Source organism: Flavobacterium sharifuzzamanii (genome assembly GCF_003254585.1).
In the GTDB taxonomy this organism is placed as follows: domain Bacteria; phylum Bacteroidota; class Bacteroidia; order Flavobacteriales; family Flavobacteriaceae; genus Flavobacterium; species Flavobacterium sharifuzzamanii.
On sequence record NZ_QJGZ01000041.1, the window covers coordinates 455318 to 477630 of the forward strand.

General features: G+C 34.6%; 12 protein-coding genes. 6 read left to right on the forward strand and 6 right to left on the reverse strand.

The genetic code is table 11. The features are described from left to right. Positions 1 to 42: 42 nt before the first annotated feature. From DMA14_RS19215 to porU, 5 genes are all read right to left on the reverse strand, one after another. The gene (locus DMA14_RS19215; protein WP_111426147.1) at positions 43 to 1680 is read right to left on the reverse strand and encodes a pyruvate dehydrogenase complex dihydrolipoamide acetyltransferase; all 1638 of its coding nucleotides are present in this window, start codon (positions 1678 to 1680) and stop codon (positions 43 to 45) included. 4 nt (positions 1681 to 1684) lie between these two features. After that, complete coding sequence (gene pdhA, locus DMA14_RS19220) at positions 1685 to 2683, reverse strand: pyruvate dehydrogenase (acetyl-transferring) E1 component subunit alpha (protein ID WP_111426148.1); 999 nt, start codon at positions 2681 to 2683, stop codon at positions 1685 to 1687. A gap of 159 nt (positions 2684 to 2842) precedes the next feature. Next, positions 2843 to 3325, reverse strand: a complete 483-nt coding sequence (gene cdd / locus DMA14_RS19225; protein WP_111426149.1) for a cytidine deaminase — start codon at positions 3323 to 3325, stop codon at positions 2843 to 2845. 79 nt (positions 3326 to 3404) lie between these two features. Continuing rightward, positions 3405 to 4610 carry a type IX secretion system outer membrane channel protein PorV gene (gene porV / locus DMA14_RS19230; RefSeq protein WP_111426150.1) on the reverse strand — a complete coding sequence of 402 codons (1206 nt, stop codon included), beginning with the start codon at positions 4608 to 4610 and terminating at the stop codon, positions 3405 to 3407. Positions 4611 to 4650: 40 nt separating this feature from the next. After that, the gene (porU, locus tag DMA14_RS19235; RefSeq protein WP_111426151.1) at positions 4651 to 8487 is read right to left on the reverse strand and encodes a type IX secretion system sortase PorU; all 3837 of its coding nucleotides are present in this window, start codon (positions 8485 to 8487) and stop codon (positions 4651 to 4653) included. A gap of 212 nt (positions 8488 to 8699) precedes the next feature. Between porU and gldJ the strand changes: the two genes are divergently transcribed. From gldJ to DMA14_RS19250, 3 genes are all read left to right on the forward strand, one after another. Beyond that, complete coding sequence (gldJ, locus tag DMA14_RS19240) at positions 8700 to 10385, forward strand: gliding motility lipoprotein GldJ (RefSeq protein ID WP_111426152.1); 1686 nt, start codon at positions 8700 to 8702, stop codon at positions 10383 to 10385. A gap of 117 nt (positions 10386 to 10502) precedes the next feature. Then, complete coding sequence (locus tag DMA14_RS19245; protein WP_111426153.1) at positions 10503 to 11786, forward strand: UDP-N-acetylmuramoyl-tripeptide--D-alanyl-D-alanine ligase; 1284 nt, start codon at positions 10503 to 10505, stop codon at positions 11784 to 11786. A gap of 380 nt (positions 11787 to 12166) precedes the next feature. Next, positions 12167 to 12442, forward strand: coding sequence for a SymE family type I addiction module toxin (locus DMA14_RS19250; RefSeq protein WP_111426154.1), 276 nt, complete (start codon positions 12167 to 12169; stop codon positions 12440 to 12442). A gap of 40 nt (positions 12443 to 12482) precedes the next feature. On the opposite strand, the gene DMA14_RS19255 is transcribed toward DMA14_RS19250, so the two are convergent. Next, a complete protein-coding gene (locus DMA14_RS19255) occupies positions 12483 to 15362 on the reverse strand; it encodes a helix-turn-helix and ligand-binding sensor domain-containing protein (RefSeq protein WP_111426155.1) in 2880 nt (959 codons plus the stop codon). 345 nt (positions 15363 to 15707) lie between these two features. On the opposite strand from DMA14_RS19255, the gene DMA14_RS19260 reads away from it, so the two are divergent. Genes DMA14_RS19260 through DMA14_RS19270 form a run of 3 tightly spaced genes read left to right on the forward strand, consistent with a single transcriptional unit; the run spans position 15708 to position 21481 of the window. Further along, complete coding sequence (locus DMA14_RS19260; RefSeq protein WP_111426156.1) at positions 15708 to 18938, forward strand: SusC/RagA family TonB-linked outer membrane protein; 3231 nt, start codon at positions 15708 to 15710, stop codon at positions 18936 to 18938. Between the two features lie 16 nt (positions 18939 to 18954). After that, positions 18955 to 20661, forward strand: coding sequence for a RagB/SusD family nutrient uptake outer membrane protein (locus DMA14_RS19265; protein WP_111426157.1), 1707 nt, complete (start codon positions 18955 to 18957; stop codon positions 20659 to 20661). Positions 20662 to 20689: 28 nt separating this feature from the next. Next, the gene (locus tag DMA14_RS19270) at positions 20690 to 21481 is read left to right on the forward strand and encodes a hypothetical protein (protein ID WP_111426158.1); all 792 of its coding nucleotides are present in this window, start codon (positions 20690 to 20692) and stop codon (positions 21479 to 21481) included. Positions 21482 to 22313 lie beyond the last annotated feature (832 nt).

Consider the following 22313-nt stretch of genomic DNA (forward strand, 5'->3'; position numbering starts at 1 on the left):
TTGAATAAACAAAACGGGATTTAATTATAAAATTAACAACGATTATGCCAACATTGTAACTGGGCTTTCGATGTATTGTTTTAATGTTTGTAAGAACTGAGCTCCAGTTGCACCGTCAATTGTTCTGTGGTCACATGCTAATGATAACATCATTGTGTTTCCAACTACGATTTGACCGTTTTTAACTACTGGTTTTTCAACAATTGCACCTACAGAAAGGATTGCAGAGTTTGGCTGGTTGATAATTGAATTGAATTCAGTAATACCAAACATACCAAGGTTAGATACTGTAAAAGTACTTCCTTCCATTTCTTGTGGTCCGAGTTTTTTGTTTTTAGCTCTTCCAGCAAGATCTCTTACTGAACCACCAATTTGAGATAAACTCATAGCGTCAGTAAATTTCAATACAGGAACTACTAATCCGTCTTCAACAGCTACAGCAACACCGATGTTTACGTGGTGGTTGATGATGATAGCATCTTCTTTCCAAGTAGAGTTGATTTTCGGATGTTTTTTCAATGCTAAAGCACAAGCTTTGATTACCATATCGTTGAAAGATACTTTTGTATCTGGAACGCTATTGATAGCGGCTCTAGCTTGCATTGCTTCGTCCATACTTACTTCGATCACTAAGTTGTAGTGAGGCGCAGTGAATAAAGATTCAGAAAGACGTTTTGCAATGATTTTACGCATTTGAGAATTTTTGATCTCTTCTGTGTAAACTTCTCCAGCAGGAACAAATACTTTTGGAGCAGCAGGAGCAGATGCTTCTTGTTTAGAAGCAGGTGCTGAAGCAGTAGCTTGAGCCTGAGCAGATGGAGTAAAGTTTTCGATATCGCTTTTTACGATTCTTCCGTTTTCTCCAGATCCTTTAACTTGAGATAATTGAATTCCTTTGTCAGAAGCAATTTTCTTAGCTAAAGGTGAAGCTAAAATTCTTCCTCCGTTTGAAGTTTCAGCAACAGCCTCTGTAGCTTGTGCAGCAGGAGCAGCTTTTGTTTCTTCAGCAGCAGGAGCACTTGCAGTTGCAGCGCCACCAGCAGTAAAGTTATCGGCAACTCCAGAAATGTCAGTTCCTGCAGGTCCGATGATAGCTAATAAGCTGTCAACAGGAGCAGTGCTTCCTTCTTGAATTCCGATGTATAATAATGTCCCAGCGTTGAAAGACTCAAACTCCATAGTAGCTTTGTCTGTTTCAATTTCTGCTAAGATATCTCCTTCAGCTACTGTATCGCCAACTTTTTTCAACCAAGTTGCTACAGTACCTTCAGTCATTGTATCACTTAAACGTGGCATAGTTACAACTATAACACCTTTTGGTAATTCAGCCGCAGCTTTTGCAGGAGCAGCAGTTTCAGTTTTTGCTTCAGCAGGAGCATCCGCTTTTGGAGCTTCGGCAGCAGGAGCATCACCACCGGCTAAAAGAGCAGAAATGTCTTCTCCTTCTTTACCAATGATAGCTAATAATGAATCAACAGGAGCAGTTTCTCCAGCTTGAATTCCGATATGTAAAAGAGTTCCTTCGTTAAAAGATTCGAACTCCATTGTTGCTTTGTCTGTTTCGATTTCAGCTAAGATATCACCTTCGCTTACTTTGTCGCCTACTTTTTTAAGCCAAGTTGCTACCGTTCCTTCAGTCATAGTATCGCTCAAACGAGGCATTGTTACTTTAATTGCCATGATATTATAATTTATGAGGTGTAAATGGATAGTCTTCTTGTGCGTATACTACATCGTATAATTGTTGTAAGTCTGGATATGGAGATTCTTCAGCGAATTTCGCACACTCTTCAACTAAGTCTTTAACTTTTTGGTCAATTACTTCAATTTCTTCTTCAGTAGCAAATTTTTGATCCATAATTACGTCAAGAACTTGCGTAATTGGGTCGATTTTTTTGTACTCTTCAACCTCTTCTTTAGAACGGTATAATTGTGCATCAGACATAGAGTGTCCTCTGTAACGGTACGTTTTCATTTCAAGAAAAGTTGGTCCATCTCCGCGACGAGCTCTTTCGATAGCTTCGTGCATAGCTTCAGCAACTTTTACAGGATTCATTCCGTCAACAGGTCCGCAAGGCATTTCGTAACCTAAACCTAATTTCCAGATGTCAGTATGATTTGCAGTTCTTTCTACAGAAGTTCCCATTGCGTAACCATTGTTTTCAACGATAAATACAACTGGAAGTTTCCATAACATAGCCATGTTAAAAGCTTCGTGAAGAGAACCTTGTCTAGCAGCTCCGTCACCAAAATAAGTTAAGGTAACACCACCAGTATTAAAATATTTGTCTGCAAAAGCAATACCTGCCCCAACTGGGATTTGAGCACCTACGATTCCGTGTCCACCGTAAAAACCGTGTTCTTTAGAGAAAATGTGCATAGAACCTCCCATACCTTTAGAAGTTCCTGTTGCTTTTCCTAAAAGTTCTGCCATTACGTTTCTAGGATCAACTCCCATACCGATTGGTTGAACGTGATTTCTGTAAGCAGTAATCATTTTATCTTTGGTCAAATCCATAGCGTGCAAAGCACCTGCTAGTACAGCTTCTTGACCATTATATAAGTGTAGAAAACCTCTAACTTTTTGTTGGATGTATAACGCTGCAAGTTTGTCTTCAAACTTTCTCCAAAGTAGCATGTCTTCATACCACTTTAAATATACCTCTTTTGTAACTTCTTTCATCTGAATTCTTTCTTTTGCTAAAGTTGTTTGTGTTATCGATTATTGTGCCTGTAACGCAAAATAGTTTCCTCCCACAAATTTGCGCCCGAAAGGTCGGGATGCAAAAATAAGACATTACATTTAAGAACTAAAATTAAAACGCTACTTTTTGGCTTTTTTTTACAAGAACTTTTTGTCGAACATCAATGGGAGCAAATTTTTTAGGGATGATGATTTATAAATTTCACCAATTTCTCCCATAAAATAGATTTCAATAGGGGTATCTTGTTTTATCTCGTATTCGGCGATTGATTGTCGGCACGATCCGCATGGCGGAATAGGGGCAGTAGTCTGATTGAGGTCTGAAGCTGCTGTAATTGCCATTTTTAAGATTTTGGCTTCCGGGTATGCACTTCCTGCATAAAAAATGGCTGTGCGTTCTGCGCAAAGTCCAGACGGATAAGCTGCATTTTCTTGATTAGAACCTAAGATAACTTTTCCATTATCTAAAAGTAAAGCCGCACCAACTTTAAACTGTGAATAAGGGGCATAAGCTTTTTTTCTGATTTCGACAGCTTGGTTCATTAGATCTTGAATTTCGGCTGGAAGTTCATTTATATTATCAAATAGTGTAAATGAAGTGGTTAAATTAATTTCTTTCATCTGTTTATAAGGGAAAAAAAATCCAAATTCCTAAAATGCCGGAATTTGGATTGAATTATTTTTATGTTAATCGCCTTTCTTAATAAGTTTCGTATTTGTCTCCAAAGTTAAACGTTAAAGAGAAACGAAGCGTGTTTTCTAACGGGTTTTTTATTTTAGATGCCGAGAATAAGTACGAAACATCAATTTTCATAATGTTGTATTTGAAACCTGCTCCTAGAGAGAAAAATTGTTTAGCTCCTTTTTCTGGACTTTCGTGATAATATCCTAAACGGAATGCAAAAGCATCTTGATACATATATTCACCAGCGATACTATAGGTTACTTCTTTCATTTCTTCTTTAAATCCGCCCGGCGCATCTCCAAAAGATTTAAACATTCCTTCAAACCAGCCAATATCATTATAATTTCTATAACCTATATCAGTTGCTTCTTGTTGAGAAATATCTTCAGGATCGTCATAATCTCCATCGCCATTTACATCTACTGGTGTTCCTATTCCAGGAGGAGTCGGAACTAAAAGTTTAGTAAGCTCAGCGCTTAAAGTAAGTTTGTTGTAATCGTCAAAAATAAAGTCAAATCCTCCTCCTAATCTTAAATTAGCTGGCAGGAAGTTTGAGCTTATATTGTCATTATCATAACTGATTTTTGGCCCCATATTCTGAAGGTTGATACCAGCTCTCCATCTACCGTTGAAATCTTGATAAGCAATTTCTTCCGATTGGTAAAAAGCAGCTACGTCTACAGCAAATGAACTTGCAGATGTAGCATCAACTTCTTCTGAAGCGACTTTTAAATTCGAGTTAATAAAACGAGCAGCAACTGCCATAGAGAACTCTTCACTTAATTTAAGTGAGTATGATCCGTCTAAAGCAAATTCGTTTGGATTTACTTCTCGCACCGCTTCATTTGGGTCTCCAGTGTATCTCAACTCGATTCCTCCAAAACCAAAATAGCGAAAACTTCCTGCAAATGCGCTTCGCTCGTTGATTTTGTTGTAATACGTAACCTGACCAAGCGAAATATCATTGGCAAGATCTGTCAAATAAGGGGTGTAACTGATGGAAAGACCTTGCGCATCTTCAGAAAATGCATACTTTGCAGGGTTCCATTGTTGTGAGAAAACGTCGGCAGAAGTGGCTACTCCTTGATCTGCCAAACCAGCTGCTCTAGCATCAGCAGCGACTAATAAAAAAGGTACCCCAGTAACGATAGGCCTTGATTCCTGGGCCTTTGAGGTGTAAATGCTAAAAATACAAATTAGTAAAAGTGATAGTTTTTTCATTTATGGGATTAGTGTTTTGGTAGTGCAAATATATATAATATTATAGGATGACAAGCTTTTCGTATTTTTCTGCTTTTTTATTTGTTAAATTCGATTTTACAGTCAGTTTGTAAATATATACTCCTTTTCCGATTCTGTCACCAAAATCGTCTCTTCCGTCCCATGTTATTTCTCTTGATAAAAAGCCTTCTGTTGTAACAGTTTGGTTTTTTGTCCAGACTACTTTTCCTGTAATTGTCATCACCTGAACTTGTACGTCTAATGGTTCATAAGGTCTATTATGGGAAAACCAAAATTGTGTATAAGTTGAAAATGGATTTGGGTAATTAAGAACGTGTGATAATGTCAAGGAATCATCTCCTACAACTGTAAATTGAATCTCACTCGTAACGGGATTATTGTAAACATCCCAAGCGGTAAAACTTATGGTATGCAGTCCAGGAGCTAAATTTCGGAATGGAAAACGTAGATTTCCGTTGGTGTAATCATCTAATTTTGTCTGATAATAGTCATTCAAAATGTAAGGATTGCTTACGTCTCCATCTAAAATAGCGACAATATCATGTCCGATTCCGCTTGCTGTATTAATTCCGTTCTCATCTTCTAAAAAAGCCAAAAGAAATGGCGATTCATTTGTAATTCCACCAGATACAAAAGTTTCATCGTTCATATATAACTTCACTTTTGGACTTATATTGTCCTGAGGTGCATTTTCGTTAATTCCTCCAATTTTTATGGTGTTATTATAGCCAGTTTGGTTTTCTAATGATTCATTTTTTTTTGAATAAAAACTGATTCTGCCATTGTCAACAGGGATTCTAATGTCTCTAGGAACAACAAAGCTAAATTCGAATTGTCCGTTGGTAACTGATGCATTTCCTCTAAAAATGGTTTCGCCAAGAGTTTTAAATTGCATTGGAGGACTAAAACCGTCATTATTTAAAGTGGTATTCGTAATTAGTTTGTCAAAAATAGCAGTCGCCAATTCTCCATTATAATTGCTTAAAATTGTGTTGTTTTCGTCTGTGATTTCTCCTGAAATTTTAATTTTTGACAATGACTTCAAATCAGGAATCGCTTGCGAAATCACAATATCATTTACTTTTGTTAAATTAATTCGCGGTTTTGGAATAGCAAGCATTAAAGCAGGATCGCCTATGTAAAAGACGACATTGCTAGAAGAGCTCGGATTTTCATTTTTGGATATTCTTAAGGATTCTGCAATGGTATTGTATTGATTTGAGCCATAAGAAAGAAGGTTTTTGTTAATTGTTCTGTTGAATTCTTCCGCGTTTGTCTGTCCGATTTCGCGAACTGTAGTAAGCATTGAAATTGCACCTCCTTTTGGATTCCAATACACATATTCTCCAGCTGTAGGTCTTGTTGGATCGTCAAAACGAGAAAATTCACATGTGATGGTAATAAATAGTGGGTATTTATATTGATTGGTAAGGTTTTGTCCGTCAGATTTCTCCCAAATTCTTTCGCTGGCCAATCCATCCTCACCGCCATGTCCTAAATAATTAAATATTAGAGCGCCTTTTTCAAAAGCATTAAAAAAGTCGGTTCTTGCTTTTGGGTATCTCGATCCGCCTGCAGAAGCTTCTTGAGTGTAGGCGTCTAGAAAAATTTTGTCGATGTTAAAAAAAGGTTTTTCAGTCGCGATTTGATCTGCAAGTGCGTTTTGATTTGCCTGTAAAGTCTGGTCGCCTGCTTTGTCTGAGTCATCGCTAATTAAAACTACATTGTTTCGCCAGTTTCCATAAGATTTTGTGTCATGATACTCCAAAACTTTGCTGACCATTTCCTGCGCTTGCGCATTGTCTGAAACCAACATTCTTCCTAAGGCAATATCAATTCCTGCAAGAGACGGAATGACAACTCCTTCGTTAGCATCCATCAATCCGTAAAAATCATCAGAGGGAAACGAAGCTTCGCCTACAGTATTACTGATTAATGATTGATATATAGGTACAATATTAGTATTGTTCGAAATTCGGTCTTTGTAATCATACGAAGCGTCTCCGAATAGATTTAAGTAACGTACTTTTCTCTCTGTAGAGGAAGCATTGTCATAAATATATTTGATGCAATTTCGGATAGCGGCAATATCTTGTTTACCAGAAGAAAATTCTTGATAGATGTTTTCTAATGCAATAACTTTTACACTTAAATGGGAGTTTGTTCTATGGAAATTGGCCAATCTCTCGGCTTGAGAAGCTAAGGATTTTGGAGTTATTATAACATAATCAATGTCTTGAAAAATATTTTGGCTGTTTCTAAAAAGGGTCCCTTTTAAATTCTGATTGGCAATTTTTGACTGATTTTCTTTTAATGGAGCATAATAATCAGAAGGATCTATTGCAATGTATTTTTTAACCTCTCCTAAATTAGCTTTAAAGCTAAAAGAAGACTGATTAGCGTTTTCAATTTTAGAAACATTATATAGGTCAGTAACGTCCCAGATTTGAGTTATTCCTGATGCGTTTCCAATTGTATAATTGGCAATTCCAGCTGTAGAACCTGCAGCATTATATTGAAAATGAAATTGTTTGCCTACGCCTAAAAGTTTTCGTTTAGCTGTTAGGTTGATGTAATCTAAATAGCCTTTTGATCCTGGAACACCATTGTTATTATAAGTAAGTTTTATTCTGATATTGTCTGTTCCAGTAAATTGAGCATTTGTAGGGAGTTTGCCTATTGTGTATTTCGTGTCAGAGTTGGCAATTAAAGAGGGAAAACTTATAGAACCTACGTTTTGTCCGTTGGCTGTTATGGCAAAAGAAGTAGGCGTTAAAGACGCGGCGGCTGCGCTTACCTCTATTTTTACAGGTATAGAAGTTTCCAGGTTTGGAAAACTAAAAGTGAATTCTTGTTCCTGATTAATGTCAAATGATTCTCCGAGCCATTGACGTCCAAGATGTACAATGTTGGTTTGGTCAATTTCGTGGTATTGATAGTCATCAAACGTGTTTAACTCTAAAGTGCTATTTCCTGTAGGTTGATTTAGGTTTTGAATTCGCTTTCCATCACCGCCAGAAACGGTGATATAATAATAGGACTTGTTGTCGTATAGGTTAATGTTGGTTTGGCTTTCGGAATTCCAGTTGTCAGTTCCTTCAGCATAAAAAAGAATATAATCTTCATTATTAAAAACACCGTCATTTTCGCCAGCTATCTGAATTGCGTTTTCTGTTAAGTCATTAGGATAATAAGCGCTGTTGGCAAGAGGAAGCATTCTTCCTCCGTTTCCATAAATTTTTATTCTCCTTGGATCAACTCTAGAAGCGTCGAATCCTAAACTTTGTAAAAAAGACCTGTCTATTTTATAAACTCCTGATTTCTGGATGTAAAACCGATACCAGTCTCCTGAGGCTAAAACAGAATTTGAAATTGCGGCGGATTTTTGAAATGAAGAAATTGCTGCTGTTCGGGTAGATGTATTGCTAATAAAGTAAGAAAAGGATTTTATTCTTTTGTAGCTGTTTCCTTCTTTAATTATAGGAGACAAAGAAAGGAAAGAATATTGTATATCTCTTGCGTTGGTAACAATTACCGATTCGTTTAGTTTTTCAGGGATGTTTTCAGGGGTTAAATCGCCTAAATCTGTTCTGGAAATTGATTCGTAAACAATGTTGCTAATTTGTGCAGAACTGCCAGCTGAAATGCCAGATTGATTTAGATTTTGAAGCAATATTATGCTTTTTTTTGTAATGTCGAAGCGAAAACTGCTTCCTGAGAAGTATGGAATTGTGATTTTGTTTTCGCCATAATTTACCTCTTTTTTATTTTGCCAATCGATTGTTATAGTCCCATTTGTCTGTGAAAACGAGAGAATTGGAATTAAAAAAAAGTAAATTAGAAATGCTTGCTTCATCGGTTAAAAAGGCGAAATTTAATTAAAAAATAATTAGTAAGTAAAAATATAGTATTTCATGTTATAGTAATAATAAAAAGTATATTTTTGCGTTCGTAACTAAAGGTTATTTTCTGGTAAAAAACAGCTAAATAAAATTATTAGAACAGATGTTGCCAATTAAATGTTAATTATTATATTGCAGCACCTAAATTTATCACCTAAGAATGAGTATGAAAGTAAACAAAATTGTAGTCTTGCAGTTAATGATGTCAATGGTATTGATGTTGGGCACGGCTAGTTGTAGCAAAAAATCGAGTTCCACTCACGCTTCTAGAGCTACTGGCTGGGATGTAGATAGTCAGAATGGAACTGCTGCCAGAAATGCAGGTAAAAAACAACAGGCTGGTCCTGGTTTGGTTTTTGTTGAAGGAGGTACGTTTACTATGGGTAAAGTACAGGATGATGTTATGCACGATTGGAATAACACACCAACTCAACAACACGTTCAATCATTCTATATGGATGAAACCGAAGTTACGAACGGTATGTACTTAGAATACCTAGAGTGGTTAAAGAAAGTTTTCCCACCAACAGAAGAAAATTACAAAAACATTTACGAAGGAGCGTCTCCTGATACATTAGTTTGGAGAAATCGTTTAGGATATAACGAAACGATGACTAACAACTATTTAAGACACCCATCTTATGCTAACTATCCTGTAGTTGGTGTTAATTGGATTCAAGCTGTTGAATTTAGTAAATGGAGAACAGACCGTGTAAACGAGGCTGTTTTAGAGAAAAGCGGATATCTTAAAAAAGGAGCTAAAACAAATGATGTTAATGCTGAAAATGCATTTAATACGGAAGGATATTTAATGTCTCCAAGTACATCACGCGGTGCAAGCGAAGAAATCGTATTAAAGAAAAGCCCTGATGGAAGAAAACCAAAAGCAGGAAAAGACGGTGTAGTACCTGAACAGACAAATGTATACGCACAACGTTCTTCTGGAATCATTTTACCAGAATACAGGCTTCCTACTGAAGCAGAATGGGAGTATGCTGCTGCTGCTGATGTTGGACAAAGAGAGTACAATATCTACAAAGGACAAAAGAAATATCCTTGGTCTGGAGATTACACACGTTCTAACAAACGTAAAAACAAAGGTGATCAATTGGCTAACTTTAAACAAGGAAACGGTGATTACGGTGGAATTGCAGGTTGGTCAGATGATGGAGCAGATATCACAAATGCTGTGAAAAGTTATGCGCCAAACGATTTCGGTCTATATGATATGGCAGGAAACGTTGCAGAATGGGTAGCTGACGTTTACAGACCTATTATTGATAATGAAGCAAATGATTTCAACTATTACAGAGGTAACCAATATGCTAAAAACAAAATTGGTAAAGATGGTAAAATTGAAATCGTTACAACATCTACTATTAAATATGACACTTTAAGTAACGGTAAAGTTATTGCAAGAAACCTTCCAGGAGAAATCGCGCAAGTGCCAGTTGATGAGCAAGAAACTTACTTGAGAACAAATTTCAGTACAAGCGATAACATCAACTACAGAGATGGTGACAAACAATCTTCTAGATTTTTTGATTTTGGTGATTCAGAGTCTGGACCTAAAGCAGATCAGGCAATGTACAACTCTCCTAAACACAACGTTACAACAGACAGTTTAGGAAAAATGATCAGAAAATATGATAACTCTAGTAAACGTACAACTTTAATCGATGATAAAGTAAGAGTTTACAAAGGAGGATCTTGGAGAGATAGAGCTTACTGGTTAGATCCAGCTCAAAGAAGATACTTCCCTCAAGATATGGCAACTGATTATATTGGTTTCAGATGTGCAATGTCTAGAGTAGGTTCTAAAGCTGAAAAAAGAAAATCTCCTAGAAACTAATATTTAGGAATTCAAATAATAAAAATTCCAAATTCCAAAAGCTGAATATTCAGTCTGGAATTTGGAATTTTTTTATTGTTTTTTTTCTACTTTTATGACTTATTAAAATATATATAAATGAATATTCAAGACATTCATAACTTGTTTTTACAATGCAGTTCTTTGTCTATTGATACAAGAAAAATCGAGAAAAATTCGATGTTTTTTGCTATTAAAGGAGAGAATTTTGATGCGAATACATTTGCCCAAGAAGCTTTGAATTTAGGAGCTTTATTTGTAGTTATAGACAATGAATCTTATTTTATTGACGACAGGACTATTTTGGTAGAAAACAGTCTTCAAACGCTTCAGGAATTAGCGAAATTTCACAGAGCTTATTTGGCTCTTCCAATTGTTGCTTTGACAGGTAGTAACGGAAAAACAACAACAAAAGAATTAATCAATGTTGTGCTGTCAAAAAAGTTTAAAACAAAAGCTACTGTCGGCAATTTAAATAATCATATTGGCGTACCATTGACTTTGCTTTCTTTTACAAAAGAAACAGAAATTGGAATTGTTGAAATGGGAGCGAATCATCAAAAAGAAATTGAATTTCTATGCCAGATTGCTCAACCTGATTTTGGCTATATAACGAATTTTGGAAAAGCGCATTTAGAAGGTTTTGGAGGAGTTGAAGGTGTGATTGCTGGTAAAAGCGAAATGTATCAATATCTTGCAGCAAATCAGAAAACAGTTTTTGTAAATCTGGAAGATCCAATTCAAATAGAAAAGTCAAGAGGAATAAAAGCATTTACTTTTGGGGTAAAAAAAGAAAATGCAGATTTAAATATTCAAAACATTACAGCAAATCCATTTGTTGCTATTGAATACAATGATTTTGCTATAGAATCGCATTTAATTGGACTTTACAACGCGAACAATATAAATGCAGCTACAGCAATTGGAAAATATTTTAATGTAAAAGAAAGCGATATAAAGAGCGCTATTGAAAATTATATTCCTGCTAATAATAGATCTCAGATGATGCAGAAAGGATCAAATGAGATTATTTTGGACGCTTATAATGCTAATCCTAGCAGTATGGCTGTCGCTATTGCTAATTTTCTACAATTAGACAAGAAAAATAAGATTATGATTCTTGGAGATATGTTCGAATTAGGCGACGAAAGCCTTTACGAGCACAAGGTTATTGTTGATTCTTTAGCAAATCAGAATGATGCTCAATGCTTCTTGTTGGGTAAATCTTTTTTTGCTAATAAGATTTCGAATGAGAATATTCAGTTTTTTGAGACATTTGATGCTTTTGCTGAATTCTTAAAAACCTTCAAGTTTGATTCTAATATGATATTAATAAAAGGTTCGCGAGGCATGGCCTTAGAAAGAACGTTAGATTATATTTAAAAAGAAAGCCATTCAAAATATAGTTTACGTTCAAAAGCTTAGGCAAACTTTATAAGTACGTTTGATATGATAAAGAGCTCGATATTTTGTCGGGCTTTTTTTTTAAATTTGAAAATTACTAGTTTCGTGCCCATGTAAGTTTTGAAAACTTTTTTAATCTTTTTTCTTACAAAAAAATAAGATTTTTAGTTACATTTGCTACGATTTACATTTTATCGGGCGAGTATTTTGTCAAAAGAAAGTAGATTTTTATCTAATAATAAATACGCGGTTTTGGTACCCCCGTGTGGTGCGTTAATGCGCCCACTGCTCTTAAAAGGTGTAAGTCAACGGGAAAGGCTAAAACCGTATTTTTTTTGGCCGGCTAAAAAATTTCTGAAATGACTTACACAGAAAAAGCAAGCAGTAAAGAGGTGGAAACAAGGATCTCTACAATCAAAAGAACTTCAAAAGTATTATCAATTCGGAGAATGAAAGCTTATGGATTTTATAGACTTTCGCGCTCTATTGGCATGTATAAAACACAGCCAGTAATTGTACCGCAAATACGGTTGTGCGGTAATTGGCTCAAAGATGCTGGATTTTTAATTGATGAAACTGTTGCCGTAACGGTAATGAAAGGAAAACTTATTATACGGCCCATACAAAAGGAATAATTAAAAAAAGAAAGCCATTCAACACTGAATGGCTTTCTTTTTAAATACTCATTAAGAACCCAATTAGGTTTTCTTTTTTGTTTAAACCTAATTTCTTTCTTAAACGATAACGGGCCAATTCAACTCCACCTGTTGAAATATTCATAATTTCAGCTATTTCTTTGGTAGACATGTTCATTAGCAAATAAGTAGACAAATCTAATTCTCTAGGAGAAATGGTCGGATATTGCCCTTTTAATCGCTTTAAAAATTCGAAATGAACGTTTTTAATGTGTTTTTCTAAGTCTTTCCAGCTCTTGTCGGTGTTTACTTCTTTTACAATGCTTTTGTGAAGTTTACTAAATTCGGCTTTAGTAGTATCGTCTAATATGGCAGTGTCTATGTCTTTCAGTTTATGAATAATTCCATTCAAAACCTTATTCTTTTTAACTACTTGCAAGGAGTTGTTTACTAATTCTTTGTCTTTTGCTAAAATTTTAATTTGAAGCTTATCGTTTTTCAGTTTTTCGATTTCTTTCTCTAAATCATGCTGCTCATGTCTGATTTTTGATTCTTTTTCTAGGTATAATCTTCTTTGTTCTATGGTTTCGTAATACCTATTTTTTCTGATTTTCAGTTTTATCCTAACGGAAATCAAGTATGCTCCAAGTAAAATGAGCATCAAGTAAAACAAGTAAGCCAGAAAATGCCTGTACCAAGGTGGAGATACTGTAAATTCGACTTCAGTAATATTTGATTCTATGCCATAGCTATTTCTTGCTCTTAATTTCATTACATAATTACCTTCTCTTAAATTGGTATATTCTTTTATCGCTGTAGATGACCAGCCACGCCAATTTTCTTCAAAAGGTTCTAATTTATACGAATACATTACGTTTTCCTGATTTTCATAAGTTGGCGATGCAAAAGTAAATTTGACGCGATTGTACTTGTAAGGTATGCTGTATGATTCCAGTCTATTGGTTAGATTTCCGGTTAAAATCGTATCTCCAGGGTTGGTGAAACTTTCAATAAAAGCTTTCGGCTTTGTCATAAAAGTGTTTGGAATAGTCGAATTGTAATGCGCTAAACGATCTGTTAAACCAATAAAAATATTTTGCGGATCTATAGCGTTAACCGAAATATAATTGTTTACCAGATTCCCTGTTAAATTAGAAAATATGGCCTGTTTCTTAGTAAAAGTCCCATTTTTATTTTTAACCAATACGCCAAGTGATTCGTTAAAAGCATACCAAAGATTTCCTGCAGAGTCCTCAATTAAGGTGTTTATAGTTGGGATTCCGTTGAATAAGTTTGTTATTTTTTTATCTTCAAAAAACGTTTCTTGTTCAACAGAATATCTATAAAAATGATTTTTTACTTGGAAGTATACTTTACCGTTAATGTTTTGCAGGCTGTTTATTCCTTTAAATTTTTCTGAAATGTTAACATGCTTTTTTATGAAATCAAACCTTTGTAAGTCTTCCGATAACTTTACTTGATACAGGAATGGATTTTTCTTTAGCCACAAATAATTTGCATCTATTTCCACAGAAAAATTATTGGTCGTTTCGTCAAAACCTTTTACTTGATGTAAGTAGTCGTATCCTGTTGCTGATCGTTTGAAAACCGAAAAGCCGTTATAACTTTCACCTATTATATAGTTTTCATGATCGGGTATTTTTTTAAATCCGAAATAACCTTTGTTGTCTAGTATTTTTGAAACTCTATTGTTCTCAATAATTAATGCTCCACTATTACTGGCACATATTAAAACATTATTTATGACTTGAATATTCCAAACTTGAGAGATTGTTCCTTCGACCCTTGTAAATGGACTGTCTTTAAAGGAACTTCCCCACGCGTGATAAAATAATCCCTGGTTTGTAGCCACATAAAGATTTCCGTTATGGGTTGTTGAAGCATATACTGTTCCTATATTGTAGCTATAATCAAAATAGGAGAAGGGTGAATTTTCATTTATAAAAGTGATACCATTATCAAGTCCAAGCCAGATATTATTTTTCTTGTCGACAAAAGAAGCCAAAATGGTATTGTTCTGAATTCCTTTTTGACGATTTAAATGTTGAATTATTTTTCCGTTTAAATCACAGATAATGGCTCCATCTAATACAGAATTTAGTATTATAAATCTGTTTTTGATGATGGCGCCTCCAAGAGAAGTGTTTTTCTTGATAAACTCGTTGGCTTCTGTTGCCCAAGGCTTGATAACGCCGTTTTCTGATACGAAAAGACCTTTTTCCAGAGTGGCATATAATAATCTGTTATTTGATAACGGAAAAAGGGACCATATTTCTTTATCATTAAAAATAGTTGTGCCTTTTATTGCGGTAAGTTTTCTGTTTTTATATTCTAGCAGACCTAAAGTTTTGTCCTGAAAATACAGACGGTTGTTTACCAAAAATGAAAATTGAAATTTATGCGGAGCAGTTAGAGTCGTTACTTTTTCATTTTTTAGGAAAAATACTTTGCTAAAAGATTGAAAAATAACTTCTCCATTAAAAATGTGAATTCTCCAGATAAGATTAATGTTTTCTTTGTCTATTGGACTTAAGAGATTGTATAAAGAATGATATTTTAAGATTCCTTTCTCGTCATTTTTAAAGTATCCAAATTCATTATTTCCTCCAACAAATATCCTTCCTAAAGCATCAATCTTTAAGCTTCTAATCTCAGATTTGTTTGGTAAAGAGTATTTATGCCAGTTTGAACCGTCAAATTGAATCAGACCGCTATTATTTGCAAAATAAATGTTTCCGTTTTTATCCTGATCAATACTCCAGTTTTGAGTTCCACCTTTATATTCTGATCTTTTATAGTTTTTAATGTCTGGAATTCCAATATTTTTTACTTGAGAGAAACTTTTTATTTGTAAGAAAAATAATAAAATTAATACAAAAGATCTAACTGTGGATTTCATAAAATTTTAAATATATTTTTATTATAAATGCTTTATTTTGATTTTAAATTGTTGATTTATCAATCAGAATAAATCATGATTTTTAAATTATTTTCAATTTATAACGCAATACTTGCTGTTAAACTAATGTAATATACGTTTTTTTTAATTAACATTTTTGTAACATTTTTTTTTCAAAATTAAATTACTGTAAATTAATTAATTATGAGTTATATGTTGTGTTTTTGTAGAGTGTTAAAATTTAATTTGAAGTGTTTTTGTAAAGAAATCTAATCTAATACTTATTAAAATTTAACATTATAATTGCATCAAATTACTAATTAATTAACCAAAATTTTTAGAAAAATGAAATTAACAAAATTATTTATTTTTTGTGTTTCGTCTTTACTGTTTTCTGTAGTCGCATTTGCTCAGGATGTGACTATAAATGGAATCATTAATGACGAAAGCGGATTACCCGTCCCAGGAGCGACGGTTTTAGTAAAGGGGACTAATAAAGCAACTGCATCTGACTTTGATGGGAAATTTCAGATTAGTGCTCCCTCTAATGGAACTTTGACAATTAGTTTCGTTGGTTTTGAAACTGTAAATGAGCCAATAGGCGGAAAAACAAAGCTTACAATTGCTCTTAAGGCAGTATCTCAAAGTTTAAATGAAGTTGTGGTTATCGGTTATGGTACACAAAAGAAAGCTTTGATTACTGGTGCTTCGACAAACTTAAAAGGAGAAACGCTGCAGGAACTAAATACTGGATCTGCAATGGAAGCTCTTCAAGGTATTGCACCTGGTATTAGTATTACAAGAAATAGTGGTGCGCCAGGAGCTGGTACAAAAGTCGTTATCCGAGGTATTGGTACAATCGGAAATTCAAATCCTTTGTACATTGTCGATGGTGTTGCTGTAGGAGATATCGATTATTTGAGCCCTTCGGATATTGAATCTATAGATGTTCTTAAAGATGCGGCTTCTGCTGCAATCTACGGTTCTAGAGCAGCAAACGGGGTTGTTTTGGTGACTACAGTGAAAGGACGTAAAGGTAAACCAGCTAGAATTTCTTACGACTCTTATTTTGGAATTCAAAACATCTACAAAAATCTGGATCCTTTAAATGCACAAGAATACATGTATATCATGGATGAAGGAAGGGTTAATGACGGACTTGCGCCAAATGACTGGAAAAAGATGCTAACCAGCAACGATTGGTTGGAGCGTAATTATCCGGGCGCAGGAACACAGCTTGGAGAAGAAATTTGGAATAAATTGCAAAATGGCTGGACAGGAACGAACTGGATTAACGAAATGTCTAAAAAAGATGCTCCTGTAGTAAACCATACAATTAATATTACAGGTGGATCAGAAGATATCACATACTCATTAGGGGTTTCTTATTTTGATCAAGACGGTATTTTGGGAGGAAATATTATAGACGCAGGATTTAAAAGATTGACTACAAGATTGAATACTCAAATGGTTTTGAAAAAGAATGAAAGCCATAACATCATTACCGTTGGAGAAAATGTGACATACACAAATATTCAAAAAAGAGATGTTTCTAGCGGAAATATTTATGGTAATGACTTGCATAATGCTATAACGCAAAACCCGTTGCAACCTGCTTATTGGCAGACCGCGATTGATAGAAATATTAACGAATTTGGATTTACCCCTACGTTAGACGGCTTAAGTACAAATCAGACTAATCCTTTGGCTGTAATGTATTACAGAAGTAATTACAATTATCCAAAAGATCATAAAATTATTGGAAATGTGTTTTTAGAGGTTGAGCCTATTTCCAATCTTAGATTTAAATCGGTTTACGGAATTGATTCATGGTTTGGCTACAATAGAACAATGAATCCAACCTATCATTTAGGAGTGCTTTATGATGATGCAGTTGATGGTGCAACTCAATCTCAATATTTTGGAGCTAATTCAACTTGGACTAATACGGTTGCTTACCAAAAACAATTTGGGAATCATAATATTAACGCTGTTATTGGTACTGAGCTATGGAAAAAAATTGTAGAGAATAACGTTTATGGCTCAAGAAACGGTTTGTCGTTTCCTAATGATCCAAAATATGCTTATTTAGACAATACAAAAAGCCCAGGTTCAGTTGCGGATATCAATACAACAGGTTTTGATAAAGCAGCAGGAGGAGGAGCTATTATGTCGTATTTTGCTCGTGCACAATATGATTATAAAGAAAAATACCTTCTTTCTGGTATTATACGTCGTGACGGGTCTTCTAACTTTGGGGATGGTCATAAGTATGGTAATTTTCCGTCGGTATCTGCGGGTTGGGTTGTTACCAAAGAAGATTTTATGGCTAGCACATCAAAATATCTTGATTTCTTGAAGTTGAGAGCTAGCTGGGGGCAAAATGGTAATCAATACACAGATTATGCCTTTTACTACTCATCTAATATTAAATATGCCTTTCCGGGTTACTTTTTTGGAGATACTAAACCAGTTTCTGGCCAGACTGCTTACCCTGCTAAAGTTACTAATGCAGACGTTACTTGGGAAACTTCTGAACAGTTAGATTTTGGATTAGATGCAAGTTTATTCAATTCTAGATTAGGAATAACATTTGACTGGTATAAGAAAAAAACTAAAAACTGGCTGGTTTTAGCTGAATTGCCAGGAACTGCTGGTGCGGATTATCCTTATAAAAATGGCGGGGATATTGAAAACAAAGGTGTTGAATTTTCTGTAAGCTGGAAAGATAAAGTAGGCGATTTTAAATACGGTTTAACTGTGAGCGGTGCCTTTAATAAAAATGAAGTGACAAGAATTGCTAATGCAAACGGTATAATTAATGGGCCAACAAATGTATTGTCACAAGGGACATCAGAGATTTCAAGAGCGCAAGTAGGTTATCCAATTGGTGCTTTCTATGGTTTTAAAACGGCTGGAATTTTACAAAACCAGCAGGAGGTTGATGCATACGTAGGTCCTACAGGTCAGCCTTATTTTAATGATCAGCGCCCTGGAGATGTTCGTTTTGTGGATCAAAATAACGACGGAGTAATTGATGAAAAAGACAAAGTAATTTTAGGAGATCCAAATGCAAACTTCCAATTGGGTATCCAATTAAACTTGGAATACAAAAATATCTATCTGAATACTACAATGGCAGGTAAGTACGGAATGCAAGTGATGCAATCTTACAGATCATTTGCTGATATGCCGAAACAAAATTATACTTCTGATGTCTTTGATCGTTGGCATGGAGAAGGAACTTCAAACAAAATGCCTCGTTTAAGCTCAGTGTCAAACAGAAACACAAATTATATTTCTGATATCTATATGCAGAATGCTGATTATCTAAGAATTAATAATGTAACTCTAGGTTATAATTTTAATGAAATTTTGAAAGACATTAAATTTATTTCAAATCTTAAATTCTACGTTGCTGTAAATAACTTATACACATTTACAAAATACGATGGTATGGATCCAGAGGTTCGTTGGTCAGGAGATAATACAAATGCTCCATGGGCTTCGGGAGTAGATTTAGGTTTATATCCACAATCTAGAACAGTAATGTTTGGATTAAGTGCAGATTTTTAATATTAAAACATTGACAATGAAAAAACTAAGATATATAATAGCGATCTCAGCAATTTTTGTGGTATCTAGCTGTAATGATGAGCTTGATACAGAGAATCTTTCAGAAAAGAGCTTGGATAATTTTTATAAAACTCCAACAGATATAAATGAAGCAATGGCCGGTGTTTATAATGCCATCTATACAGTAAATGTGCATAGCGAGGAACAAGTTGCAGCAAATTTGATGGATAATATGATGTTTGGCGGGGGAGGTCCTGATGATAAATCGGCTAAATGGGTTGATAATTTTGAAGATCCTGCAGAAGACACTTATCGTGATATGTGGAAACAATCTTATAATGGGATTTCGAGAGCGAATGCTATCATAGAAAAAGCGTCGTTAGCAGATTTTTCCAAGCATTTCAATACGCCTCAAGAAGCAGAAGATTTTAAAAAACAGGCTGTTGGTGAAGCCTTGTTTATGAGGGCTTTCTTTTACTTCAGATTAGCTAAATTCTTTGGAGGAGTACCAATGATCATAAAATATGATGGAGATAGATTGGTAGCGAGATCAACTTATACCGAAACATTTGCGCAAATAGCATCCGATTTAAAATTGGCTATCGAGACTATGCCTGCCACGCCATTTCCAAGTATTCCGACTTCAAGATACGGTCATGCAAATAAATGGGTTGCAGAAGCATATCTAGGGCGCGTATTTTTATTTTACACTGGATACATGAGTAATATTGAAAAGAAGGCAACTACAGATTTACCACTTGTAGGAGGAGGTTCTTTAACAGGAGCACAAGTGGCAGCGTATTTAGATGATTGCATCAATAATAGTGGACATAAATTGGCATCTGATTTTAGAAATCTTTGGGCTTATTCTTATGTAAATAAAAGTGCAGGAAAGAATGTATTGCCTTGGGCTACAACAGAAGGCTTAGCATGGGTAGGTCAAGATGGAGTCACTCCTACATTTGGAACAGGAAACTATGAGACTATGTTTGTGCAAAGATTCTCTTTTGGCGATTGGGGTTGGACAAATGGTAATATTTATACCAACAGATTAGCGTTGTTTAATTCGTTGCGTGGCAATTCACTAGTTCCTTTTGGAGAAGGATGGGGATGGTGTACTGTAAACCCAAAATTGTATAGTGGTTGGGATGATGCAGATCCAAGAAAAAGAGGTTCTATATTAGAAGTAGGCAGAGCTGATCAAGGAACAGATGGTTATGCAAAAGACAAAGGAGATCATGAAACAGGATATTTCAATAAAAAATATACTTCGTTGCAGCATGATAATGGCAAAGGATCAAATGTAGGTATGTTTGTTCAGATGTATGCTTGGTCAAATGCAGATATGCAGTTAATGCATGCCCAAGATTTTATTTTTATGCGTTTTGCAGATGTATTATTAATGCATTCTGAAATTACCAAAACAGCAGACGGTATGAATGCGGTAAGATTGAGAGCACACTTAGGACCAGTTGCTTATTCTCTTGACAATATTAAAACAGAGCGTCTGCACGAATTGGCTTTTGAAGGTATACATTGGTTTGATCTTGTTCGTTGGGGAGATGTCGATACTGCATTTAATGATGTGATCCAAGTTAGAAACTCTGGAGTGGATGCTAATTATAGTGTGAAATACAGAACAGAAACGAAAGGTTTAGTTCCTATTCCTGAAGCAGAAGTAAGACTGCTAAATGGAGTTTACAATCAAAATCCAGGTTGGTAATATTCAATAACTTTTAATAATTAGAAAGATGAAAATTCATAATATAAAATATTTACTAATTGTTGCGTTTATGCTGGTCTTTTCAGCATGTGACCCGATTGTAGATGAACAGCATTTACAGAATTCTACAGACGTTGCAGGGGTTGAATTAAAGAGTTCACAAAGTCCTGCAGGTGGAAATAAGATTACTTTAAGCATGAATACACCTGGTGTTACAGGTTATTGGGATTATAATTTAGGGAAAGCACTAACGAATGAAGTGACTATTGTTTATCCAATTCCTGGGAAATCGACTTTTACATTTGTTGGTACGCTAGGTGGTGAATTTTTTACTAAAGCCATTGATGTTCAGGTTGATAAACTTGACACTCCGTTAGATCAGGACTGGTACGATTTAGTTAGTAACAATACTGTTGCTGGTAAAACATGGGTATTTGATGGCGTTGCGGGTACTGGTGATCAGTACTGGTTTATGTCTCCTCCGGATAATCCAGATTCTGCTATGAGTGCATGGTGGAATGCAGGTGATTGCTGTCCTCCTTTGGATGCAAGTGGTAAAATGCACTTTGACTTAAATGGTGCAGCAAACTATAATCATTATCAAACCGCTTCTGCAGCAGCAGAAAAAGGAAGTTTTGTTATGGATATTGCTAATAAAAAATTATTTATTAGTAATTCTAAAATTTTAGGATACGAGGCTGGAAATACAGCTAATGAGTATACCATTATTACACTAACAGAAGACAAATTAGTACTGTATGTTCCTAGAAGTTTAAAAGATCCTGGAACTGGCTGGACATTTGTTTACAAACCTGAATAATATATTTTGTGTTAGTTATTTCGAAAAAGGAAGACTAAAAGATTCCTTTTTCGAATTTCAAACATTTTATGCTCGTGCTAAATCGTGCAAGCATATTTTAAGATTTAAACTATGGTTAGTTTAAGTTAAGTTTATTGCCTGGGTAGCCCATAATTTCGATTATGGGCTATTTTTTTTGCCTTTTACTAGGATAAAGGTCGAATTATTGCAAAACATGGCATATATAGAAAAGATAAAGTGTAAATGACAATGTGAGAATTCAATTTTAAGAGTGTATTTGACTTAGATGCCATTTTCCTTCATATATGCAGGCAGTGTTGAAAAGATCAAATATTTGCGGACATTATTTCTGCTTGTTTTGATGCTTGGTCCCCTCTAAAGTCTTTAAGATAAAAAAGCAATCTCAGATCTTAGAATTGCATATAAAAAAGACTTAGTGATGATTTTTATAAAAAAAACGACCTTTTTCCCAATTTTAGAAGATGAAATTTCGTTTTTTCTTGCTTATAATTCTTATTAAAAGTAAGGTATTTTTTATAAATTTATTGAAAATAAGATTTTTCCTTCGTTAAAAATTATTATCAATAATGTAAAAAAAGTAGGGTAAAAATATCATATTCTTTATTTTTTGGTTTTTATGAAAAATCAGGATTTTGGTATCGTAATTATTTAAAAAATAGCTATTTACGAGGTGTTTGGTGCTACTACCACGTTGTAGTTTTAATATTTTTTGCTAGAGTTTTTCTCTATAAATATAGTGTAGTGTTATTTTTTAAAATTAACTTTTCTTTAGTACTATTTTTTGTTTTTGTAAATATTTAAAAATCAATAT

Bases quoted from the DNA above. Each gene is read 5' to 3' on its own strand.
- DMA14_RS19215 (WP_111426147.1), bottom strand. From the start codon at position 1,680: ATGGCAATTAAAGTAACAATGCCTCGTTTGAGCGATACTATGACTGAA.
- pdhA (WP_111426148.1), bottom strand. From the start codon at position 2,683: ATGAAAGAAGTTACAAAAGAGGTATATTTAAAGTGGTATGAAGACATG.
- cdd (WP_111426149.1), bottom strand. From the start codon at position 3,325: ATGAAAGAAATTAATTTAACCACTTCATTTACACTATTTGATAATATA.
- porV (WP_111426150.1), bottom strand. From the start codon at position 4,610: ATGAAAAAACTATCACTTTTACTAATTTGTATTTTTAGCATTTACACC.
- porU (WP_111426151.1), bottom strand. From the start codon at position 8,487: ATGAAGCAAGCATTTCTAATTTACTTTTTTTTAATTCCAATTCTCTCG.
- gldJ (WP_111426152.1), top strand. From the start codon at position 8,700: ATGAAAGTAAACAAAATTGTAGTCTTGCAGTTAATGATGTCAATGGTA.
- DMA14_RS19245 (WP_111426153.1), top strand. From the start codon at position 10,503: ATGAATATTCAAGACATTCATAACTTGTTTTTACAATGCAGTTCTTTG.
- DMA14_RS19250 (WP_111426154.1), top strand. From the start codon at position 12,167: ATGACTTACACAGAAAAAGCAAGCAGTAAAGAGGTGGAAACAAGGATC.
- DMA14_RS19255 (WP_111426155.1), bottom strand. From the start codon at position 15,362: ATGAAATCCACAGTTAGATCTTTTGTATTAATTTTATTATTTTTCTTA.
- DMA14_RS19260 (WP_111426156.1), top strand. From the start codon at position 15,708: ATGAAATTAACAAAATTATTTATTTTTTGTGTTTCGTCTTTACTGTTT.
- DMA14_RS19265 (WP_111426157.1), top strand. From the start codon at position 18,955: ATGAAAAAACTAAGATATATAATAGCGATCTCAGCAATTTTTGTGGTA.
- DMA14_RS19270 (WP_111426158.1), top strand. From the start codon at position 20,690: ATGAAAATTCATAATATAAAATATTTACTAATTGTTGCGTTTATGCTG.